Genomic DNA, 15,915 nt, shown 5'->3' with positions numbered 1-15,915 from the left:
GCCTGTCATTGGGTCTTCAGAGCAGTAATTCTGACAATGTCTTCGTCTTTAACGATTGCCAATTTCATTCCGCACTCACGTGCGAGTAGTACCGTGTAGATGGGCTGAACGGAATGCGCGTCCACACGCTCAGGCTCTTCGCCGGAGAGAGTTTCCTGCATCCCGAGCGGAATGCGCGGATTAAGCCCTTTGGCGGTTAAGGTGAACTCTGGAGCGGAAGGTTCGCCTTCCATTGTCACGGTAATCACGCCGCCGCGCGGAATACACTGATTGGCGATCAGGATCAGGTTCAGGAGCATCTTGACGAAATTTTTCGGCATGAGGTTCCGGGGAACCTGCCAATCAAGATCCGACTTTTCATTCTCCATGAAGCCGGTCGCCACGACCTGGGCATCGCCAAGATCGATTTCTGCGCCTGCGGAACCGGCAGCGCCAAAGGCAAGCCGGGCGAACTGAAGCTTTGCGGAGGCCTGACGGGCGCTCTTGCGGATGAGGTCCATGGCGAACTCGCGCATGTCCTCCGAACCTTCCTCGTCCAGCACTTCAAGTCCGTTGGTAATTGCACCAACCGGGCTGATGATGTCGTGACAAACGCGGCTTGCGACCAGCGCGGACAGATCAAGCGAGGAGAGATCCTTGAGTTGAGACATGGCGCTTCAAAGCTCTTCGTGTCTGCGGTCCCGCTAATAGCCGGCCCGATTATGATTCGATTAACGATAAACAAAGGGATACACACAGGATGCTTTGATGCCAAGCCGGAGAAGGCGCTCAAAGTGCCGGTTTACACCCCGTCTTCTGCATATTGGCCTCGGCGTCGGCCATCTGGGGCTTCGCGTTGGCCAGAAACAGGAATCTGTTCACTACAGAGTGGAAAAAAACGAGCTTGCCATCCACGAAGGCGAAGATATGTGGATTTCCGGCTGTCACGTAGCCTTCAGAGAGCGCATGCGCTCCGCAGGCCGCAAAGAGCGGAGCATAGACTTCTGGCGCGGCCTTGAACGCAGCCATGTTGCCTTCGTTCAAAAAAATCCACTCCGCACCGCCCCACATGTACTCGTACTTCCTCTTTCCCATTCTTGGCTTGTGATCGATGAAGTAAGCGACGGGGTCATGTCCACCCAGGGCGTAACCGGTTATCGGGTCCGGCATGAACAAATCCGTTCGGGTGACGGCCTTCCCCGGCGCAAAGGGAATTCCGGCTGCCGCACAAAAGATTGCCGCAGCCAGAGCCGGCAGCCATATCCTTGACCTATTTAAGCTACACTTTTTCATCGTTTTGTGATCGTAAAGGTCAGAAGGCCGTGCGAATCATTCAGATAATCCGGTGCAGTCTACACCATCGGGACTTAGATTGGCCGGACGGTCATTTGACGCTGCCAAGGAGAAATTCTTTATGATCTGGGAAAGTCTGAGCCGCATTCGCCGCGGCGTCTTTTCTGCCATAGTGACTGCAGCGGTCTTGCTGGCGGTTCCGTTGTCTGCGTCCGCGCAGTCAGGGCAGACCTACAAGCAAGACGAAATCGTCAAAACCGGTCATGAGTTCTTCGGCTCGGTTTCCGGCGGGCTCGCATCTGTCGTCGAAAAGGCGTTTGCAAAATACGGCGAACCCAACGGCTATATTCTTGGCGAGGAAGGCTCCGGTGCGATTGTTGCCGGTGCGCGCTACGGCGAAGGCACCCTCTACACCCGCAACGCCGGCAATCACAAACTCTTCTGGCAGGGCCCCTCGATCGGCTGGGACTTCGGCGGCGATGGCGCGAGAGTCATGATGCTGATCTACAATCTGCCCAGCACCCAAGCGATGTACAACCGCTTCATGGGCGTCAACGGCTCAGCTTATCTGGTCGGCGGAGTCGGCATGACTGTGCTTGCCAACCAGGAGATCGTCGTGGTGCCCGTTCGTGCCGGGGTCGGCGCGCGGCTGGGTCTTAACCTTGGCTACCTGAAGTTCACGAGCGAGCCGACCTGGAATCCATTCTGAGGCATTTCTCAGCCTGCATCATTCAACCCTGCAGGCTGAACCCTCTGGCTGAGCCGCTTCCTGTTTTGATCATCCAGCTCATTTGACCCAGCCTGTAATCAATGGGATTGTGGCGGAACATTAAAATGCCGATCAAGTTATTAAACGGAGCCCCGCGTGATTGAAGCGGCGATGTATGTTGCATTGGGTTTCTGCGCAGCCACACTTCTGGTGCTCGCTATCCTGCCGGCAATTTACCGGCGCTCCGTGCGCTTGACCCGCGAGGCTCTGGAAGCCGTCAATCCGGCCACCTACGCGGAGGTTCGCGCCAGCCACGATTATGATCGCGCCACTCATGCGCTGAAGCAGCTGCGGCTCGAGCAGACCATCGAAAAGGAACGCGAGCAGAGCGTGCGGAACCGGCTTGAAGCCGGACGCCTGACCACGGAAATCGTGAAGACCAAGGCCGCGCACGAAAGAGAACTCTCAACGCTCCGGGTCGAACTTGAGAAAGCCCTGCAATCGCAAGCCGGAACCAAGGGCAAGGATCTGATTGCCGAAATGGAGAGCTTGCGCCACCAGCTCAACGAAACCGAATTCGCTCTGGGCAGCACCCGGGCTGAACTGAATCTCTTGAAAAGCCAGACAGATGGCCAGCCCATCCAGGCCCAAAGCTGGCTTCCGGCCGACGATGCCATGTCCCTTGCGACCATCACCAGCCTGGAGTCCCAATTGGCGACGGCGCGCAAGCGCCTTGCCCAGCTTGAAGGCAATGGAGGGCTGCCCGCAGATCCTCTTCTGCCAGTCTCCGCCCAAGAGCTGCAATCCGCGATGGTTCAGCTGGAAGCCGATCTTGTTGACGCAGAAGCCCAGTTCATTACCGCTCAGGCAGAGGTTACCCGGCTGACAATCCTGCTCGACCAGAGCGACAGACCCGTAGATGAGCACATCCAAAGGCTTGAACGGGAACTTGAGTGGGCCGACGCGGAAAAAGCACGGCTGACAGCTCTGGTCCACCAGCGCAACCGGGCTCTCAACCGCGCCCGGTTGCAAGTTCAGCAGCTGCGGAAGGATCTGCGCGCCTCACCGGATCTCAAGGAGTTGCGCAGCGGCCTCCTTGAAATAAGCGCCCGGATACTGGATCCGGAGAACAAGACAGAGCGTGCTGCCGCACCTGACGGATCAACAGAAACGGCAGCTGCCATTCCTAATCCCGAGCACAATGATATACCTCATGCGCTTGTGAGCAGGATCGTAAATGCAAGCCGCGCCAATGCGATGGAAGAAGCAGCAAGCACAGAGGTATCAAACCCGGAGCAGTCTGCAACGCCCGGCGGAAAAACCGGGACGTCTTCGGCGAAGGACGTCGCCTGACCAATCCTGCCGGTGCCCGGCTCCTGAAGGCAGCAGCCTGCCCCTGATTCTGACCAAAATTCCGAGCAAGAGTTTCGCATGCTGATTGCCCGCCACAACGCGATCCTGGAAATCGCCCGTCAGACTGGCCGTGTCACGGTGGAGGATTTGGCAAAGCGGTTCGACGTTAGCCCCCAGACAATCCGCAAGGACTTGAACGAACTTTGCGAACGGCGTCTTCTTGCCAGAACTCACGGAGGCGCTCTGCTCTCTTCCGGTATTGAGAATGTCGGCTACGAGGCCCGGCGCATCATTTCCAGCACGGAAAAAGCCGATATCGGCGCCTCGGTCGCAGACCTGATTCCGGACAACGCCTCCCTCTTCATCAATATCGGAACCACGACAGAGGCAGCCGCACAGGCCCTCCTTCAACACCGCGGCCTGATGGTCATCACCAACAACATCAATGTTGCTGCGCTGATGCGCGGCTACTCGCAGATCGAAGTCGTTGTTGCAGGCGGCGTCCTGCGCCATGCGGACGGCGGCATCGTAGGAGAGGCAGCTGTCGATTTCATGCGGCAGTTCAAGGTGGATTTCGCCATCATTGGCGCATCCGCGATTGACCTCGACGGATCCCTGCTGGACTACGACTATCGGGAAGTCCGTGTGACCCAGACCATCATGGAAAATGCTCGCCATGTCATTCTGGCTGCTGACAGCACCAAGTTTGAGCGGACGGCCCCTGTGCGTGTTGGACAGATCTCTCAGGTCAATACTTTCGTGACGGACCAATGCCCCTCAACGAAAATCCGCCAGATTGTCCGCGACGCAGGCGTGACCCTAGTGGAAACCGGCTCCCCGTCACCGCAGCCAGCGTGACGTAAGCGATAACGGCTACGGCTGTTCAAATGCGCTCGGGCAAAAGGCGTATGCCGTAATCAGATAATTTGAAGGGAAGAGAGTGGTACGCCCAAGGGGAATCGAACCCCTGTTTTCGCCGTGAAAGGGCGACGTCCTGACCGCTAGACGATGGGCGCATCCGACCGAGGCATGCGCCTCAGCTGATGGGGAGGCTAATAAGGCCAGAGCGGGGCCGATGCAAGATACTTTTTTCAAGCACTCTGCACCGGCCTGTGAATAACTCTGTCAGATCAACGGGAAACCAGATCCGTACGGCCCAGCTGCACTCCCGTGGAAGGATCGAAATGAAGCAGTGCGGACTTGTCGTTTTCCTTCACCAGCAGCACCAGCCGCCCGCCAATCAGCTCCATATCCTCGACCACCGCATCAGGACCGACCGCGATCGTTGAAGGAATGCCACCTGAAGCCCCGCCATCAGAAGAGTTGATCTTGTAGAAGATAGCTGCGAAGACAGCGATAAATCCCGCGAACATGATCAGGCTCGATCCCGCGAGCAGGCGCTTCAGCTTTGCCTGCACTCGCAAAGTGGCCGGATCCAACGGTTGTTCTTCGGGCTGCGATCCCTTGGACTCAGGTTGACTCATGAACGAATTCACTCCGGAAGACCCGGCCGACATGGACACGGACTTCAGTTATCTGGTTGATGCTGAGGACACGGGCAAGCGCCTCGACGCAGTCCTGGCGGGACAAATGGACGCCTTGAGCCGTAACCGGATCCAGGCCCTCATCCGCGCCGGCGAGGTCACTGTGGACGGCGCCAAGATAGTTGAGCCGAAATACCGGGTCAATGAAGGCGAGCTTCTCGCTCTGACCGTGCCTGAGGCGGAAGAGGCAGAACCTCAAGGCGAGGATATTCCCCTCACCATCGTCTATGAGGATGAGCATCTGATCGTTGTCGACAAACCCGCTGGCCTTGTTGTTCATCCGGGAGCCGGCAACTGGACCGGGACCTTGGTCAATGCCCTGATCCACCACTGCGGTGACAGCCTATCCGGCATTGGCGGCGTCAAGCGTCCGGGCATCGTGCACCGGATCGACAAGGACACGAGCGGTCTTCTGGTCGTCGCCAAAACCGATCTGGCCCATCAGGGTCTCAGTGCCCAGTTTGCCGATCACGGCCGCACCGGTCCTCTGGAACGGGCCTACTCAGCGCTTGTCTGGGGAGCTCCCGCCAGCCTCAAGGGCACGATTGACGCGAACCTTGCCCGCTCTCTCCACAACCGTCAGAAGATTGCGGTGGTGAAGACCAGCGGACGGCAGGCGATCACGCACTGGCAGGTCAAGGAGCGGTATGGCCCTGAAGACCAGCCTTCACTCGCCTCTCTGATGGAATGCCGCCTTGAGACCGGCCGCACGCATCAGATCCGCGTGCATATGGCGCATATCGGTCATCCGCTGATCGGCGATCAGGATTATGGCGCCGGCTTCAAGACCAAGGTCAACAAGCTTGATGATCCACTGAGGACGGTCATTTCGGACTTCAGCCGCCAGGCTCTTCATGCCGGACTTTTGGCATTCGAACATCCCGCAACGGGGGAGACGCTGAAATTCGAGAGCCCGTATCCCTCTGATTTTGCCAATCTTTTATCCGCATTACAAAAATTTTAGAATGCAATTCTCGCTCCCGGCCATGCAATCGGCGTATTGCTACTTATATTGAAGCTTTGCAGCGGGCCGTGAAACGGACGCTGGTCTAACGCGCTCGCCTGAGAAGAGAGGCGCGTCCGGCAGCAAACTGCTTCCGGATGACGACCCGGAGGGAGCGCAAATTCGGGAGAAAGGGGGCGCATCTAATGGCCCGGAATGTACCGATGTTAACCGCCGGGGAAGGTGGCCTGAGCCGCTACCTCGACGAGATCCGCAAGTTTCCCATGCTCCAGCCGCAGGAAGAGTACATGCTCGCCAAGCGGTATAAGGAGCATGACGACCCGGAGGCTGCCGAACGCCTGGTGAATTCTCATCTGCGTCTCGTGGCGAAGATCGCTATGGGCTATCGCGGTTACGGTCTGCCTTTGGGTGAAGTCGTTTCCGAGGGCAACGTCGGCCTGATGCAGGCCGTGAAGCGGTTCGAGCCGGACAAAGGCTTCCGCCTGGCAACCTATGCCATGTGGTGGATCAAGGCCGCGATCCAGGAATACATCCTGCGCTCCTGGTCCTTGGTCAAGATGGGAACGACTGCCAATCAGAAACGTCTGTTCTTCAACCTGCGCCGCCTCAAGGGCAAGATCCAGGCGCTGGATGAAGGCGACCTGAAGCCTGATCAGGTGCAGGAAATCGCGACCAAGCTCGGCGTGAGCGAGGAAGAAGTGATTTCCATGAACCGGCGCCTGGGTGGTGATGCCAGCCTGAACGCTCCGGTTCGCGCCGAAGCAGATTCCGGCGAATGGCAGGACTGGCTGGTGGATGATTCCGACAGCCAGGAAACCATTCTCGCCAATCAGGAAGAGCTGGATGCACGCCGCCGCATGCTGAGCGACGCCATGGACGTTTTGAACGACCGCGAGCGGCGTATTTTCGAGGCCCGCCGCCTGTCGGAAGACCCGATCACGCTGGAAGACCTCTCCGACGAATTCGGCGTGAGCCGGGAGCGTGTCCGCCAGATCGAGGTCCGGGCCTTTGAAAAGGTCCAGAAGGCGGTTCAAACAAGTGCCAAGGAATTCGAGCGCCCTCACGCCTGAGGCAATCGAAGCTCGATCAGAACGGATGAAAGCCGGGCGTTTCACCCGGCTTTTGTTTTTTGCAGCATCAAACTGCCCCCGGTCCTCAATGCTTGTTCGCCGCAACGTAACCGCCTAACCTGCGATGAGCGCAGGTCCAGAGCGGGGAGCAGGATGCGGGGGCTGTTGAAATTCGTGCGGGGCAAGCGGATGCTTGTCGCCCTTGTGGCTGTTCTGACCTTGATGGCCGCAACCTTCATCCGCGTGACAGACCCGCCGTTTCTGACCGCCGTCCGCGAGCTGACCTTCGATTCCTATCAGCAACTTTTCCCGCGCGAGTACCATCCCGGGCCCGTGCGGATCGTTGATATCGACGAGGCATCGCTTAAGAAATATGGGCAATGGCCCTGGCCACGCACCCGGCTTGCCGAACTGACCCATGCGCTCAACGAGATGGGCGCCGCCGTCATTGCCTATGACATCGTCTTCGCAGAACCGGACCGGACATCTCCGGGACTGGTTCTGCAAAATCTCTCGGCGGACAATCTGTCAGATCTGGAGAGCTTCAAGTCGGAGCTGGCAAAGCTGCCGGACCATGATGTCGTCTTTGCCCAGTCCCTCGAAGAATCTCCCTCCGTTGTTGCCTTTGCTGTGCTGACCCACGCGGGCGGACGGCTGCCCATATCCCGCTCCGGCTTTGCCTTCGGCGGCGAGAACCCGGCCAGCTTTCTGGCTCCTTTCGCCTCAACCCTGCCAAGCCTGGACATGTTCCAGACTGCGGCAAGCGGGTCCGGCGGGATTTCGCTCTCCGAGGATGAAAAGGGCGGCGTTGTCCGGCGCGCGCCCCTGATCTTCACAGATGGAACCAAGCTCTACCCGAGCCTTGGAGTGGAAGCCCTGCGTGTCGCACAAGGGGCAAGCGGCGTGCTGGTAAAATCAACCGGCGCAAGCGGAGAGGCCGCAACGGGCAATTCCGCTGTCACCGAACTCAAGATCGGCAGCTTTGTGGTTCCGACCACGGCCAAAGGCGAGGTCTGGGTGCACTACGACACCGACCGGAAGGACCGCTATGTCCCGGTCATTGACGTTCTGGACAAGACAAAGCGCGACCTGATCACGCCCTTGATCGAAGGCCAGATCGTTTTTGTCGGCACGTCGGCCGCAGGCCTTCTCGACCTCAGAACAACGCCTCTGGGCGAAGTGGTGCCCGGGGTCTCCGTTCATGCCCAGATGATCGAACAGATCCTGTCGGAAGACTTCCTGACCCGGCCCGACTGGGCAGATGGCGCGGAAGCTCTGGCCACGCTTGCGATCGGCCTGATCGTTATCCTTGCCCTGCCCGCGGTTGGAAGCATCGGCACCGCGGTCATGGGTGCGGTGATTGCCGCCAGCCTGGTGGGCGGCTCGCTGATGGCCTATCTGAAGAACGGGCTGCTGTTCGATCCGGTCTTCCCCTCCCTCGCCGTGCTGTTCGTCTTCGTTGCGGAAACGACCCTGCTCTACATCATGACAGAACGGGAGAAGCGTTTCGTCCGGCAGGCCTTCGGTCAATATCTGTCGCCCCATCTGGTCAATCAGCTTGAAGAGGCTCCGGAGCAGCTGGTTCTGGGCGGCGAAATGCGCGACATGACCATCCTCTTCATGGACGTGCGCGGCTTTACACCGATTTCCGAGCAGCTGACCCCGACCGAGCTGGTCAGCTTCCTCAATACCCTGCTCTCTCCCTTGTCGGACATCATCCAGCATGAGGAAGGCACGATCGACAAATATATCGGCGACAGCATCATGGCTTTCTGGAACGCGCCACTGGCGATCAAGGCCCATGCCAGCCATGCCTGCCGCGCCGCGCTGGACATGCTGAAAAAGGTCGATGAGCTGAATGAAAGCGATGCCTTCGGTTTCAAGGCCCGCGGATTGAAAACCCAGTCGGTTCACATCGGCATCGGCCTCAACACCGGCGAGGCCTGCGTCGGCAACATGGGGTCCAGCCGCCGCTTCAACTATTCGGTGATTGGCGATGCAGTGAATATTTCCTCGCGGATCGAGTCGAGCTGCAAAGCTGTGGGTGCGGAGTTGCTCATCTCTGATGCGACCCGCCGGGCTGCGCCCGAGTTCGCTTATCTGGAGGCAGGCGAAATCCCTCTCAAGGGAAAATCGGAACCGGTGCGGCTCTTTGCGCTGGTGGGAGACGAGAGCTACCGGCACACGGAAGGCTTCCGCCTGCTTTCCAAGGCGCATGCAGCAATGGTCAGCGCCATGCGCGATGGCAACGCCGCAGAGGCAGCGCTTCATCTGGAAGCCTGCCGGAAGGCCGCGACCGGACGGCAAAGCCCGTTCTACGAGGTCTTTGCCGCTGCCATTGCAGAGCTTGCCGAACACCAGATGCTCTCAGGGAGTGTGCCGGAGGAAGGCTATCTTCCACTTGGGGCGGCAGAACAGGAGCCAGCCACCCCAATGATTGATCAGACTTAGCGGATCTCGACCGCGTAATCAGCGACCGGAACCGCTTTCTTGATCAGGCCGTTTTCCAGCATGAAATCAGCGAAGCGCTGATATCGGCCCTCGTCCAGAGCAGCGGGCCGCTTTGCGAAACGCGGCAGCGTATCGAACCAGGCCCGGCGGTTAAGTTCGTCATTGAGGTTCGGATAGGCCTCGACAAAAGCATCCCAGGCTTCTTCCGGATGGTTGGTCAGATAGATGGTCGCATTCTCGACTGCAGCCAGAAACTTCGCGTAGCGGGGGTCGCCGGTCTTGTCCTTGTGCACGACATAGATCAGCTCGTCATAAGGGGGCACGCCATGCTCTTCCGGAAAGAAGGCGCGGCCCTTCTTGCCCTCGATTTCAATCTGGGTCAGTTCGAAGTTCCGGTAACCGCCAATGACCGCATCCACCTGGCCCGTCATCAGAGCCGGAGACAGAGCGAAGTTAACGTTGACCAGTTCGACATCCTTCATGGTCAGCCCGGCCGACGTCAGCATCTGACCAAGCATGGCATCTTCAAAACCGGAAACGGAGAAGCCGACCTTCTTGCCCTTGAGATCCTTGAGTTCCTTGACCGGACCGTCATCAAGAACAATCAAGCTGTTGAGCGGCGTCGAGACGAGAGCCCCAATGCTCTTCAACGGCATGTCCTCTTCGATCTGGGCATGAAGGGTCGGCTGATAGGAGATTGCAATGTCCCCCTGCCCCGCGGCAACCAGCTTCGGTGGCATGGCAGGATCAGCCGGCTCCACGATTTCAACGTCCAGGCCTTCTGCGGCAAAGAACCCCTTGGTCTGCGCCGTGATGATCGGCGCGTGATCCGGGTTCGTGAACCAATCGAGCAGAACAGTTAGCTTTTCAGCCGCCTGAACCGGTGTGGCGGCCAGAACCGCTGCAGCGGTCAGGCATCTGATCAGGTTTTTCATGAAGTCCTCCACAATTATGGGATTGGGTGCTGGCAGATCAGTCTTCCGGCTGCCAGGGAACAAGAGAGCGGGTCAGGCGGTCGACGGTGAAACGGAGCGTCAAGACCATGAGCGCGAGCAGGATGAGCGCGGCGAACATGACATCGGTCTGCATGCGGGCGTTGCTCTGAAGCATGATGAAGGCAAGGCCGCCCTTCGCACCGACCCACTCGCCGACAATGGCTCCGATGGGGGCGAAAACCGCTGCGATCCGGATACCGGAGGCAAGTGCCGGCAGTCCGGAAGGGATGCGGAAGTAGATGAGTTCCTTGAACCGGGACAAGCGGTAGAGCCGGGCCAGATCCACCAGCCCGGCATCTGCCCGGCGCAGACCATCATAGAACGAGGACGTGACCGCGAAGAAGATGACCAGCACCGCCATCACGATCTTCGAGGCAAGACCGAAGCCAAGCCAGAGAACAAGGATCGGAGCTATGGCGAAAACCGGCAAGGCCTGAGTGACCAGAACGACAGGCAGCAGGGCCCGGCGCGTCAGAGGCGACAGCCACATCGCAATGGCCAGCAGGGTGCCGGCGGAGACCCCGAAGACGAAGCCGAGCAGCGTTTCATAGGCCGTAATTGCCGCATGTTCGAGAAGGAAAGATGCGCGCTCAGAAAAGGCCACCGCAACGCTGTATGGCCCCGGCAGCATAAAGGCGGGGATCTCCAGCGCGTGGACCAACCCCGCCCAAAGACACAGGAATACAATAAGCCCCGCGGCAATCCGCAGACTGGAAGAAGCAAAACCGGTCATGAGCCTTTGGCCCTTTCCAATTGGAAAAGGCGGCGGCACATCATGGCCGCGGAAATATGCTCATCGGAAATGCCCCGGAGAGGGGATAGTACACAACGCAAAGCAGGATCTCCCGTCTTCGGACAAGCCGAATGCGACACTGGAGATCCGGGATATGGCTAAAGGCTTCCGTCCCTTCGCCGGCATGACCCGGATCAGGTTCTAAGGGTTCGGCGCAAAGCCATCTCAGTTCCGGTTCACGGAACACCCCTCGGACCAATGCGGAACATGCATTGCCTTCAGACAAAAGGCAAGCCTGTTCCCGCAAAGAAGAACTGCGAAAGGATCAGCCGGCCTGCCAGGACGTGACAGCCTGATCGACGGCCGCCGTTCCGGCGCCACCCTTTTCAAGCGTCAGGATGCCGCGTTTGCCATTTTCGAACAGCATCGGGATATCAATCCAGCCGCGCTCGCGCAGCAGGCCCATATTCCGCTCCCGCTCACTGCTGAGGCTGGACAGCGCGATCCAGAAATAGCCGGGAGACACTTTCACCGAGGCTCCGATCAGGCCATCGCCGCGGGCTTCTTCGGTCGGCTTCATGACCAGACCTGGAACGCTGACGATTTCACCCGCGGAGAAGTCATCCGGGAAGTCGAACTTGATCTCGACCAGATGGCTCGCAGGCAGGGACGGATCGTCATTCGGCTTGATCTTCAAAGACACCGAGACGTTCCGCTCAGGGATCTGGATATCGGCAGACAGAACGTTATACTTTTTGCCTTCCAGATTCGTCTCTTCATTCAGCGCCCAGGTCACCTCCCCCTGAGACGCAGTCCCCGCACCATTTGCCTCGTCCCCTTCCTCATAAAGGATGGAGCGCTGAGTACCGGCGGTCACCCCGCTTGTATCGGCTTCCGGCGTCACGGATGCGATACCTGAGTTCTCGTTCACGATGGCCGGGCTATCGAGCGGAACATCGGTGCTGGTTCCTGGCGATGAGGAAACACCGCTTTCCTGAGGCGTAATCAGGGTCGTCGTGACAGTCCGTGCGTCCGGCGCCGCAGCAGGCTCACCACTGTCGTCCAGCAACCGGTCTTCAATCTTTGTGTTTTCTTGCGCAGGTGCAGGTGTTTCCACCGTATCTCCTGGCGCTGTTTCCGGTCCGGAATCAGACGGAGCCGCCGTCTCTGTCACAGGCGTGTTGACCGCGACATCCGTCCCACCTTCATCCCCGGAGGAATAAAGAAACGCTACTACGCCTGCGATCAAAAGCACCAGAACCCCAACCAGAGCGAGGGGCAGAACCGGGAAACCGGATCCAGCCTGCTTCCTCTCAGAAGCAGGTTTACGCTTTTCACGCCGTGGCTTTTCGGCCCGCAGCTTTGGAGCTTCAGGCGCTGTATCCGCGTCTGAACCCGTGGGTTCCTCTGCAGAATACGGCTCTTCTGAAGAAGCGGAAGCATCAACAGGCTGGGCTTGCGGCTTGCTCGACGAGAAGACCGGTTCCTGTCTAACCTGAGGGTGAGACACCGCCGGTGCGGACGCCGACATCACTTCCTTGGTCGATTGAACCGCTCTGTGAGACGCTTCGCCAAGCTGCGCGGCTTGATCCACACTGGACTTCAGCGGCGACGCCGTTTGAACAGCGGAAGCTGAGGGCTGAACATGGCTTTCAGGCTCCGCCGCAGGTGCTTGCGGCGCCTGGGGTTCCTGTCTGACAGGGGCCTGAGGAGCCGGGGCGGCAGCAGGAGCTGCTTTTGGCGCGGCCTGTCCAAGTCCAAGGCTTTCACGAGCAGCCTCAGCCTCGACTTTGCGGATGGCCTCTTCAAGGCGCAATTGCTCCGCCGTGATTTCGGACGGCGAGAGCGGCGGTTCATAGGCCTTGAGCTGATTGACAATCGCATTGCGCGCCCGGCTGTAAACACTCCGGCGCGCAGCGCCGTTGTTCTCCGGAAGCGACGAAATCGTTCGTTTCAAAATCGAATAATAATCAGCCATCTTCCCGCCTGTTGGCCGCCGCCAAAAGTTTCCCGGTCATTATCAATGAAGGCTTATACCATGTTGCATTCAGAGCGAAGCCCTTGTTGTCGCTCGTGATCATTGAGTTCAGCGCACGCTACCGCTGAATTCCGCCATTCCTGCGGCGCAGTTCCGGCAAGCAGACGGCAAAGCTCCAGCCCGGATATAAAAATAGCGCTGACAGCCCGGTTTGAAAGAGCCGCCAGCGCTATGCTTAAACGTGAGGCAAACCCTAGGATCTCAGTCCTGGAAGGGGTTCTGCATCAAAATGGTGTCTTCGCGCTCGGGGCTGGTGGACAGCAGTGCGACCGGTGCACCGATCAGCTCTTCCACATAGCGCACGTATTTGATCGCCTGAGCCGGAAGATCGGCCCAGCTGCGTGCGCCTTCTGTGGATTCTTTCCAGCCCGGCAGGCTTTCGTAGATCGGAATGGCGCGTTCCTGAGCCGCCTGAGAAGCCGGCAGATAGTCGATTCGCTGACCATCCAGCTCATAGGCAACGCAGATCTTGATCTCGTCGAGACCGTCCAGAACGTCCAGCTTGGTCAGTGCAATACCGGTGATACCGGACGTGCAGACCGTCTGGCGCACCAGAACCGCGTCGAACCAGCCGCAGCGGCGCTTACGGCCCGTGACCGTGCCGAACTCATGACCGCGGGTTCCAAGGAAATCACCGACTTCGTTTTGCTGCTCGGTCGGGAACGGGCCTTCCCCCACGCGGGTGGTGTAGGCCTTTGTGATGCCGAGCACGTAATCGATCGAGCCCGGCCCAAGTCCCGAACCGGCAGCGGCTTGACCCGCAACGGTGTTGGACGAGGTCACGAAAGGATAAGTGCCGTGATCAATATCGAGAAGAGCGCCCTGTGCGCCTTCAAACAGGATCCGCTTGCCAGCCTTGCGCTCGCCATCCAGCAGACGCCAGACAGAATCCATGTAAGGCAGGACCTTGTCGGCAACGCTCGCCAGCTCATCATAGATCGCCTGAGCGGAGATCTCGTCCTGGCCAAGGCCCTTGCGCAGCGCATTGTGGTGGGTCAGCAGGCGGTCGATCTTGGCCGGCAGCGCGTTCAGGTCAGCCAGGTCCATCAGACGGATGGCGCGGCGGCCAACCTTGTCTTCGTAAGCCGGGCCAATGCCGCGCTTTGTGGTACCGATGCGGGTTCCGCTGTTGGAGTTCTCACGCAGCGCATCCAGTTCCTGGTGCAGCGAAAGGATCAGCGTGACATTCTCGGCCACGCGCAGGCTTTGCGGAGTGACGGTGATACCTTGAGCGGCGAGACGTTCGACTTCCGCGACAAAAGCATGCGGGTCAAGAACGACACCGTTGCCGATGACGGACAGCTTGCCACGAACAACACCGGAGGGAAGCAGGGACAGCTTGTAGCTGACACCATCGATCACCAGCGTATGGCCAGCGTTGTGACCGCCCTGGAAGCGGACGATGACATCGGCCTGTTCGGACAACCAGTCAACGATCTTGCCCTTGCCTTCATCACCCCACTGCGATCCGACGACAACCACATTGGCCATGGATTTCCTGCCCTCCTGAAACGGCATCACCGGCGCGGTTTCCCGCCGGTCTAAACACGAAGAACCCCGGACGCTCCGCCCGGGGCAAACGCGGCGGACTATAGACATTTGCTCCGGCAATGGCGACCCCTTGGAGCCGCTTTTTCTCAAGCGTGACCGCGCAAACCACCGGATCAATCAGATAGCCAGCTCACCCGGAAACCGGGAGCAGCAATTCTACCGGCTAAGCACATGTTCTCAAACGGGAACTTGCGGACGGGAAGACGGAAACAAGCTGCCGCTCGCAAATCGGGTTTTCAGCACCACAACACGCCGTGCTAGAAAAGACAGATCAACGCAATCGTCCCACCTTCGAATTCTGGTGCCTTCAATGTCCTTCAGAAACTGGCTCCTGCTTTTGCTTCTCGGCGCGGTCTGGGGAGGTTCCTTTCTTTTTGCGAAAGTTGCGGTTGCAGAGATACCGCCGCTCGTGCTCGTTTTCTTGCGGGTCAGCCTGGCGGCGGTTGTTCTTCATGCGGTCCTCCGCCTGACAAGACGGCCGTTCCCGTTCGAGCCACGGATGCTGGGAGCGTTCCTGATCATGGGACTGCTCAACAACGCCGTTCCTTTCTCGCTGATCTTCTGGGGCCAGACCGCGATCGCGGCGGGACTTGCCTCCATTCTCAACGCGACAACGCCGATCTTCACGTTTCTGGTCGCGGCAGTCGTTCTGAAACAGGAACCTGTCCGTCTGTACCGAATTGCGGGTGTTCTTGTCGGGTTTGGAGGTGTTCTGCTCATGCTGATGCAGAGCCTTGAGAGCAATGGGAACGATCCGCTCTGGGCCCAGCTGGCCTGCCTTGGCGCTGCGGTTTCCTACGCACTCGCGGCCGCGTTCGGTCGCCGCTTCAAGCATCTCCCGCCGATGGTGTCCGCAGCCGGGCAGCTCAGCGGCTCCACGCTGATCATGCTTCCGGTTGCCCTGCTGACATTGGGCTCATGGTCTCCCTTGGAGACGTCCGGCTTTGTCTGGCTCAATGTTCTGGCGCTTGGCGTTCTCGCAACGGCCTTTGCCTATCTGCTCTATTTCAAGCTTCTGGCCGATGCGGGCGCTACCAACGCTTCGCTGGTCACGCTGCTTGTTCCGGCCAGCGCCATCCTTTTTGGCAGCCTGCTGCTTGGAGAGCAGTTGAAGGGATATCAGCTCGGCGGCTTTGCTCTGCTGCTCGCTGGCCTGCTTTTGCTGGACGGGCGGATTCTCAACCTTGCAGGACTCAAAAGGGCGGCCCGATGAGCCGCCCTTCTTTAACGTCTCG

General features: G+C 59.0%; 14 protein-coding genes, 1 tRNA gene and 1 riboswitch. Of the genes, 7 read left to right on the top strand and 8 right to left on the bottom strand.

Annotated elements, in window-relative coordinates; genetic code table 11:
* Nucleotides 1–5 precede the first annotated feature (5 nt).
* Both chpT and IG616_RS19570 read right to left on the bottom strand, forming a co-directional pair.
* Entirely contained in the window at nucleotides 6–650 is a 645-nt protein-coding gene (gene chpT / locus IG616_RS19575; RefSeq protein ID WP_192150032.1) for a histidine phosphotransferase ChpT, read from the bottom strand.
* A 118-nt stretch (nucleotides 651–768) separates the two neighbouring features.
* Nucleotides 769–1,149: a YHS domain-containing (seleno)protein gene (locus IG616_RS19570; RefSeq protein ID WP_192150030.1), complete on the bottom strand. Its 381-nt coding sequence runs from the start codon at nucleotides 1,147–1,149 to the stop codon at nucleotides 769–771.
* A gap of 244 nt (nucleotides 1,150–1,393) precedes the next feature.
* On the opposite strand from IG616_RS19570, the gene IG616_RS19565 reads away from it, so the two are divergent.
* From IG616_RS19565 to IG616_RS19555, 3 genes are all read left to right on the top strand, one after another.
* Nucleotides 1,394–1,981: a DUF1134 domain-containing protein gene (locus IG616_RS19565; protein WP_192150028.1), complete on the top strand. Its 588-nt coding sequence runs from the start codon at nucleotides 1,394–1,396 to the stop codon at nucleotides 1,979–1,981.
* A gap of 156 nt (nucleotides 1,982–2,137) precedes the next feature.
* Complete coding sequence (locus IG616_RS19560) at nucleotides 2,138–3,334, top strand: coiled-coil domain-containing protein (RefSeq protein ID WP_192150027.1); 1,197 nt, start codon at nucleotides 2,138–2,140, stop codon at nucleotides 3,332–3,334.
* Nucleotides 3,335–3,412: 78 nt separating this feature from the next.
* Nucleotides 3,413–4,192, top strand: coding sequence for a DeoR/GlpR family DNA-binding transcription regulator (locus IG616_RS19555; protein ID WP_192150025.1), 780 nt, complete (start codon nucleotides 3,413–3,415; stop codon nucleotides 4,190–4,192).
* Between the two features lie 83 nt (nucleotides 4,193–4,275).
* Here IG616_RS19555 and IG616_RS19550 read toward each other — a convergent pair.
* Both IG616_RS19550 and IG616_RS19545 read right to left on the bottom strand, forming a co-directional pair.
* Nucleotides 4,276–4,350: transfer RNA gene (locus tag IG616_RS19550), tRNA-Glu, on the bottom strand.
* A 114-nt stretch (nucleotides 4,351–4,464) separates the two neighbouring features.
* A complete protein-coding gene (locus IG616_RS19545; RefSeq protein ID WP_192150023.1) occupies nucleotides 4,465–4,818 on the bottom strand; it encodes a hypothetical protein in 354 nt (117 codons plus the stop codon).
* On the opposite strand from IG616_RS19545, the gene IG616_RS19540 reads away from it, so the two are divergent.
* From IG616_RS19540 to IG616_RS19530, 3 genes are all read left to right on the top strand, one after another.
* On the top strand, nucleotides 4,817–5,842 hold the full coding sequence (locus tag IG616_RS19540) for an RluA family pseudouridine synthase (protein WP_192150021.1): 1,026 nt from the start codon (nucleotides 4,817–4,819) through the stop codon (nucleotides 5,840–5,842). The two genes, IG616_RS19545 and IG616_RS19540, sit on opposite strands and share 2 nt — an antisense overlap.
* A gap of 185 nt (nucleotides 5,843–6,027) precedes the next feature.
* A complete protein-coding gene (rpoH, locus tag IG616_RS19535; RefSeq protein WP_192150019.1) occupies nucleotides 6,028–6,912 on the top strand; it encodes an RNA polymerase sigma factor RpoH in 885 nt (294 codons plus the stop codon).
* 174 nt (nucleotides 6,913–7,086) lie between these two features.
* Nucleotides 7,087–9,363: a CHASE2 domain-containing protein gene (locus tag IG616_RS19530; RefSeq protein ID WP_343072404.1), complete on the top strand. Its 2,277-nt coding sequence runs from the start codon at nucleotides 7,087–7,089 to the stop codon at nucleotides 9,361–9,363.
* Here the strand turns inward: IG616_RS19530 and IG616_RS19525 are convergent.
* From IG616_RS19525 to IG616_RS19510, 4 genes are all read right to left on the bottom strand, one after another.
* On the bottom strand, nucleotides 9,360–10,298 hold the full coding sequence (locus IG616_RS19525; protein WP_192150015.1) for an ABC transporter substrate-binding protein: 939 nt from the start codon (nucleotides 10,296–10,298) through the stop codon (nucleotides 9,360–9,362). The genes IG616_RS19530 and IG616_RS19525 overlap by 4 nt on opposite strands.
* A 37-nt stretch (nucleotides 10,299–10,335) precedes the next feature.
* The gene (locus IG616_RS19520; protein ID WP_192150013.1) at nucleotides 10,336–11,091 is read right to left on the bottom strand and encodes an ABC transporter permease; all 756 of its coding nucleotides are present in this window, start codon (nucleotides 11,089–11,091) and stop codon (nucleotides 10,336–10,338) included.
* A gap of 154 nt (nucleotides 11,092–11,245) precedes the next feature.
* A riboswitch (TPP riboswitch) is annotated at nucleotides 11,246–11,352 on the bottom strand.
* 64 nt (nucleotides 11,353–11,416) lie between these two features.
* Entirely contained in the window at nucleotides 11,417–13,069 is a 1,653-nt protein-coding gene (locus IG616_RS19515) for a hypothetical protein (RefSeq protein WP_192150011.1), read from the bottom strand.
* 261 nt (nucleotides 13,070–13,330) lie between these two features.
* Complete coding sequence (locus IG616_RS19510) at nucleotides 13,331–14,620, bottom strand: adenylosuccinate synthase (protein ID WP_192150009.1); 1,290 nt, start codon at nucleotides 14,618–14,620, stop codon at nucleotides 13,331–13,333.
* A 370-nt stretch (nucleotides 14,621–14,990) separates the two neighbouring features.
* Between IG616_RS19510 and IG616_RS19505 the strand changes: the two genes are divergently transcribed.
* On the top strand, nucleotides 14,991–15,893 hold the full coding sequence (locus IG616_RS19505; RefSeq protein ID WP_192150007.1) for a DMT family transporter: 903 nt from the start codon (nucleotides 14,991–14,993) through the stop codon (nucleotides 15,891–15,893).
* Nucleotides 15,894–15,915: the final 22 nt, after the last annotated feature.

The organism is Roseibium litorale (assembly GCF_014842915.1).
GTDB lineage: Bacteria > Pseudomonadota > Alphaproteobacteria > Rhizobiales > Stappiaceae > Roseibium > Roseibium litorale.
Note: the sequence above shows the minus strand (reverse complement) of the source record. Positions and strands in the feature narration are given on the sequence as shown.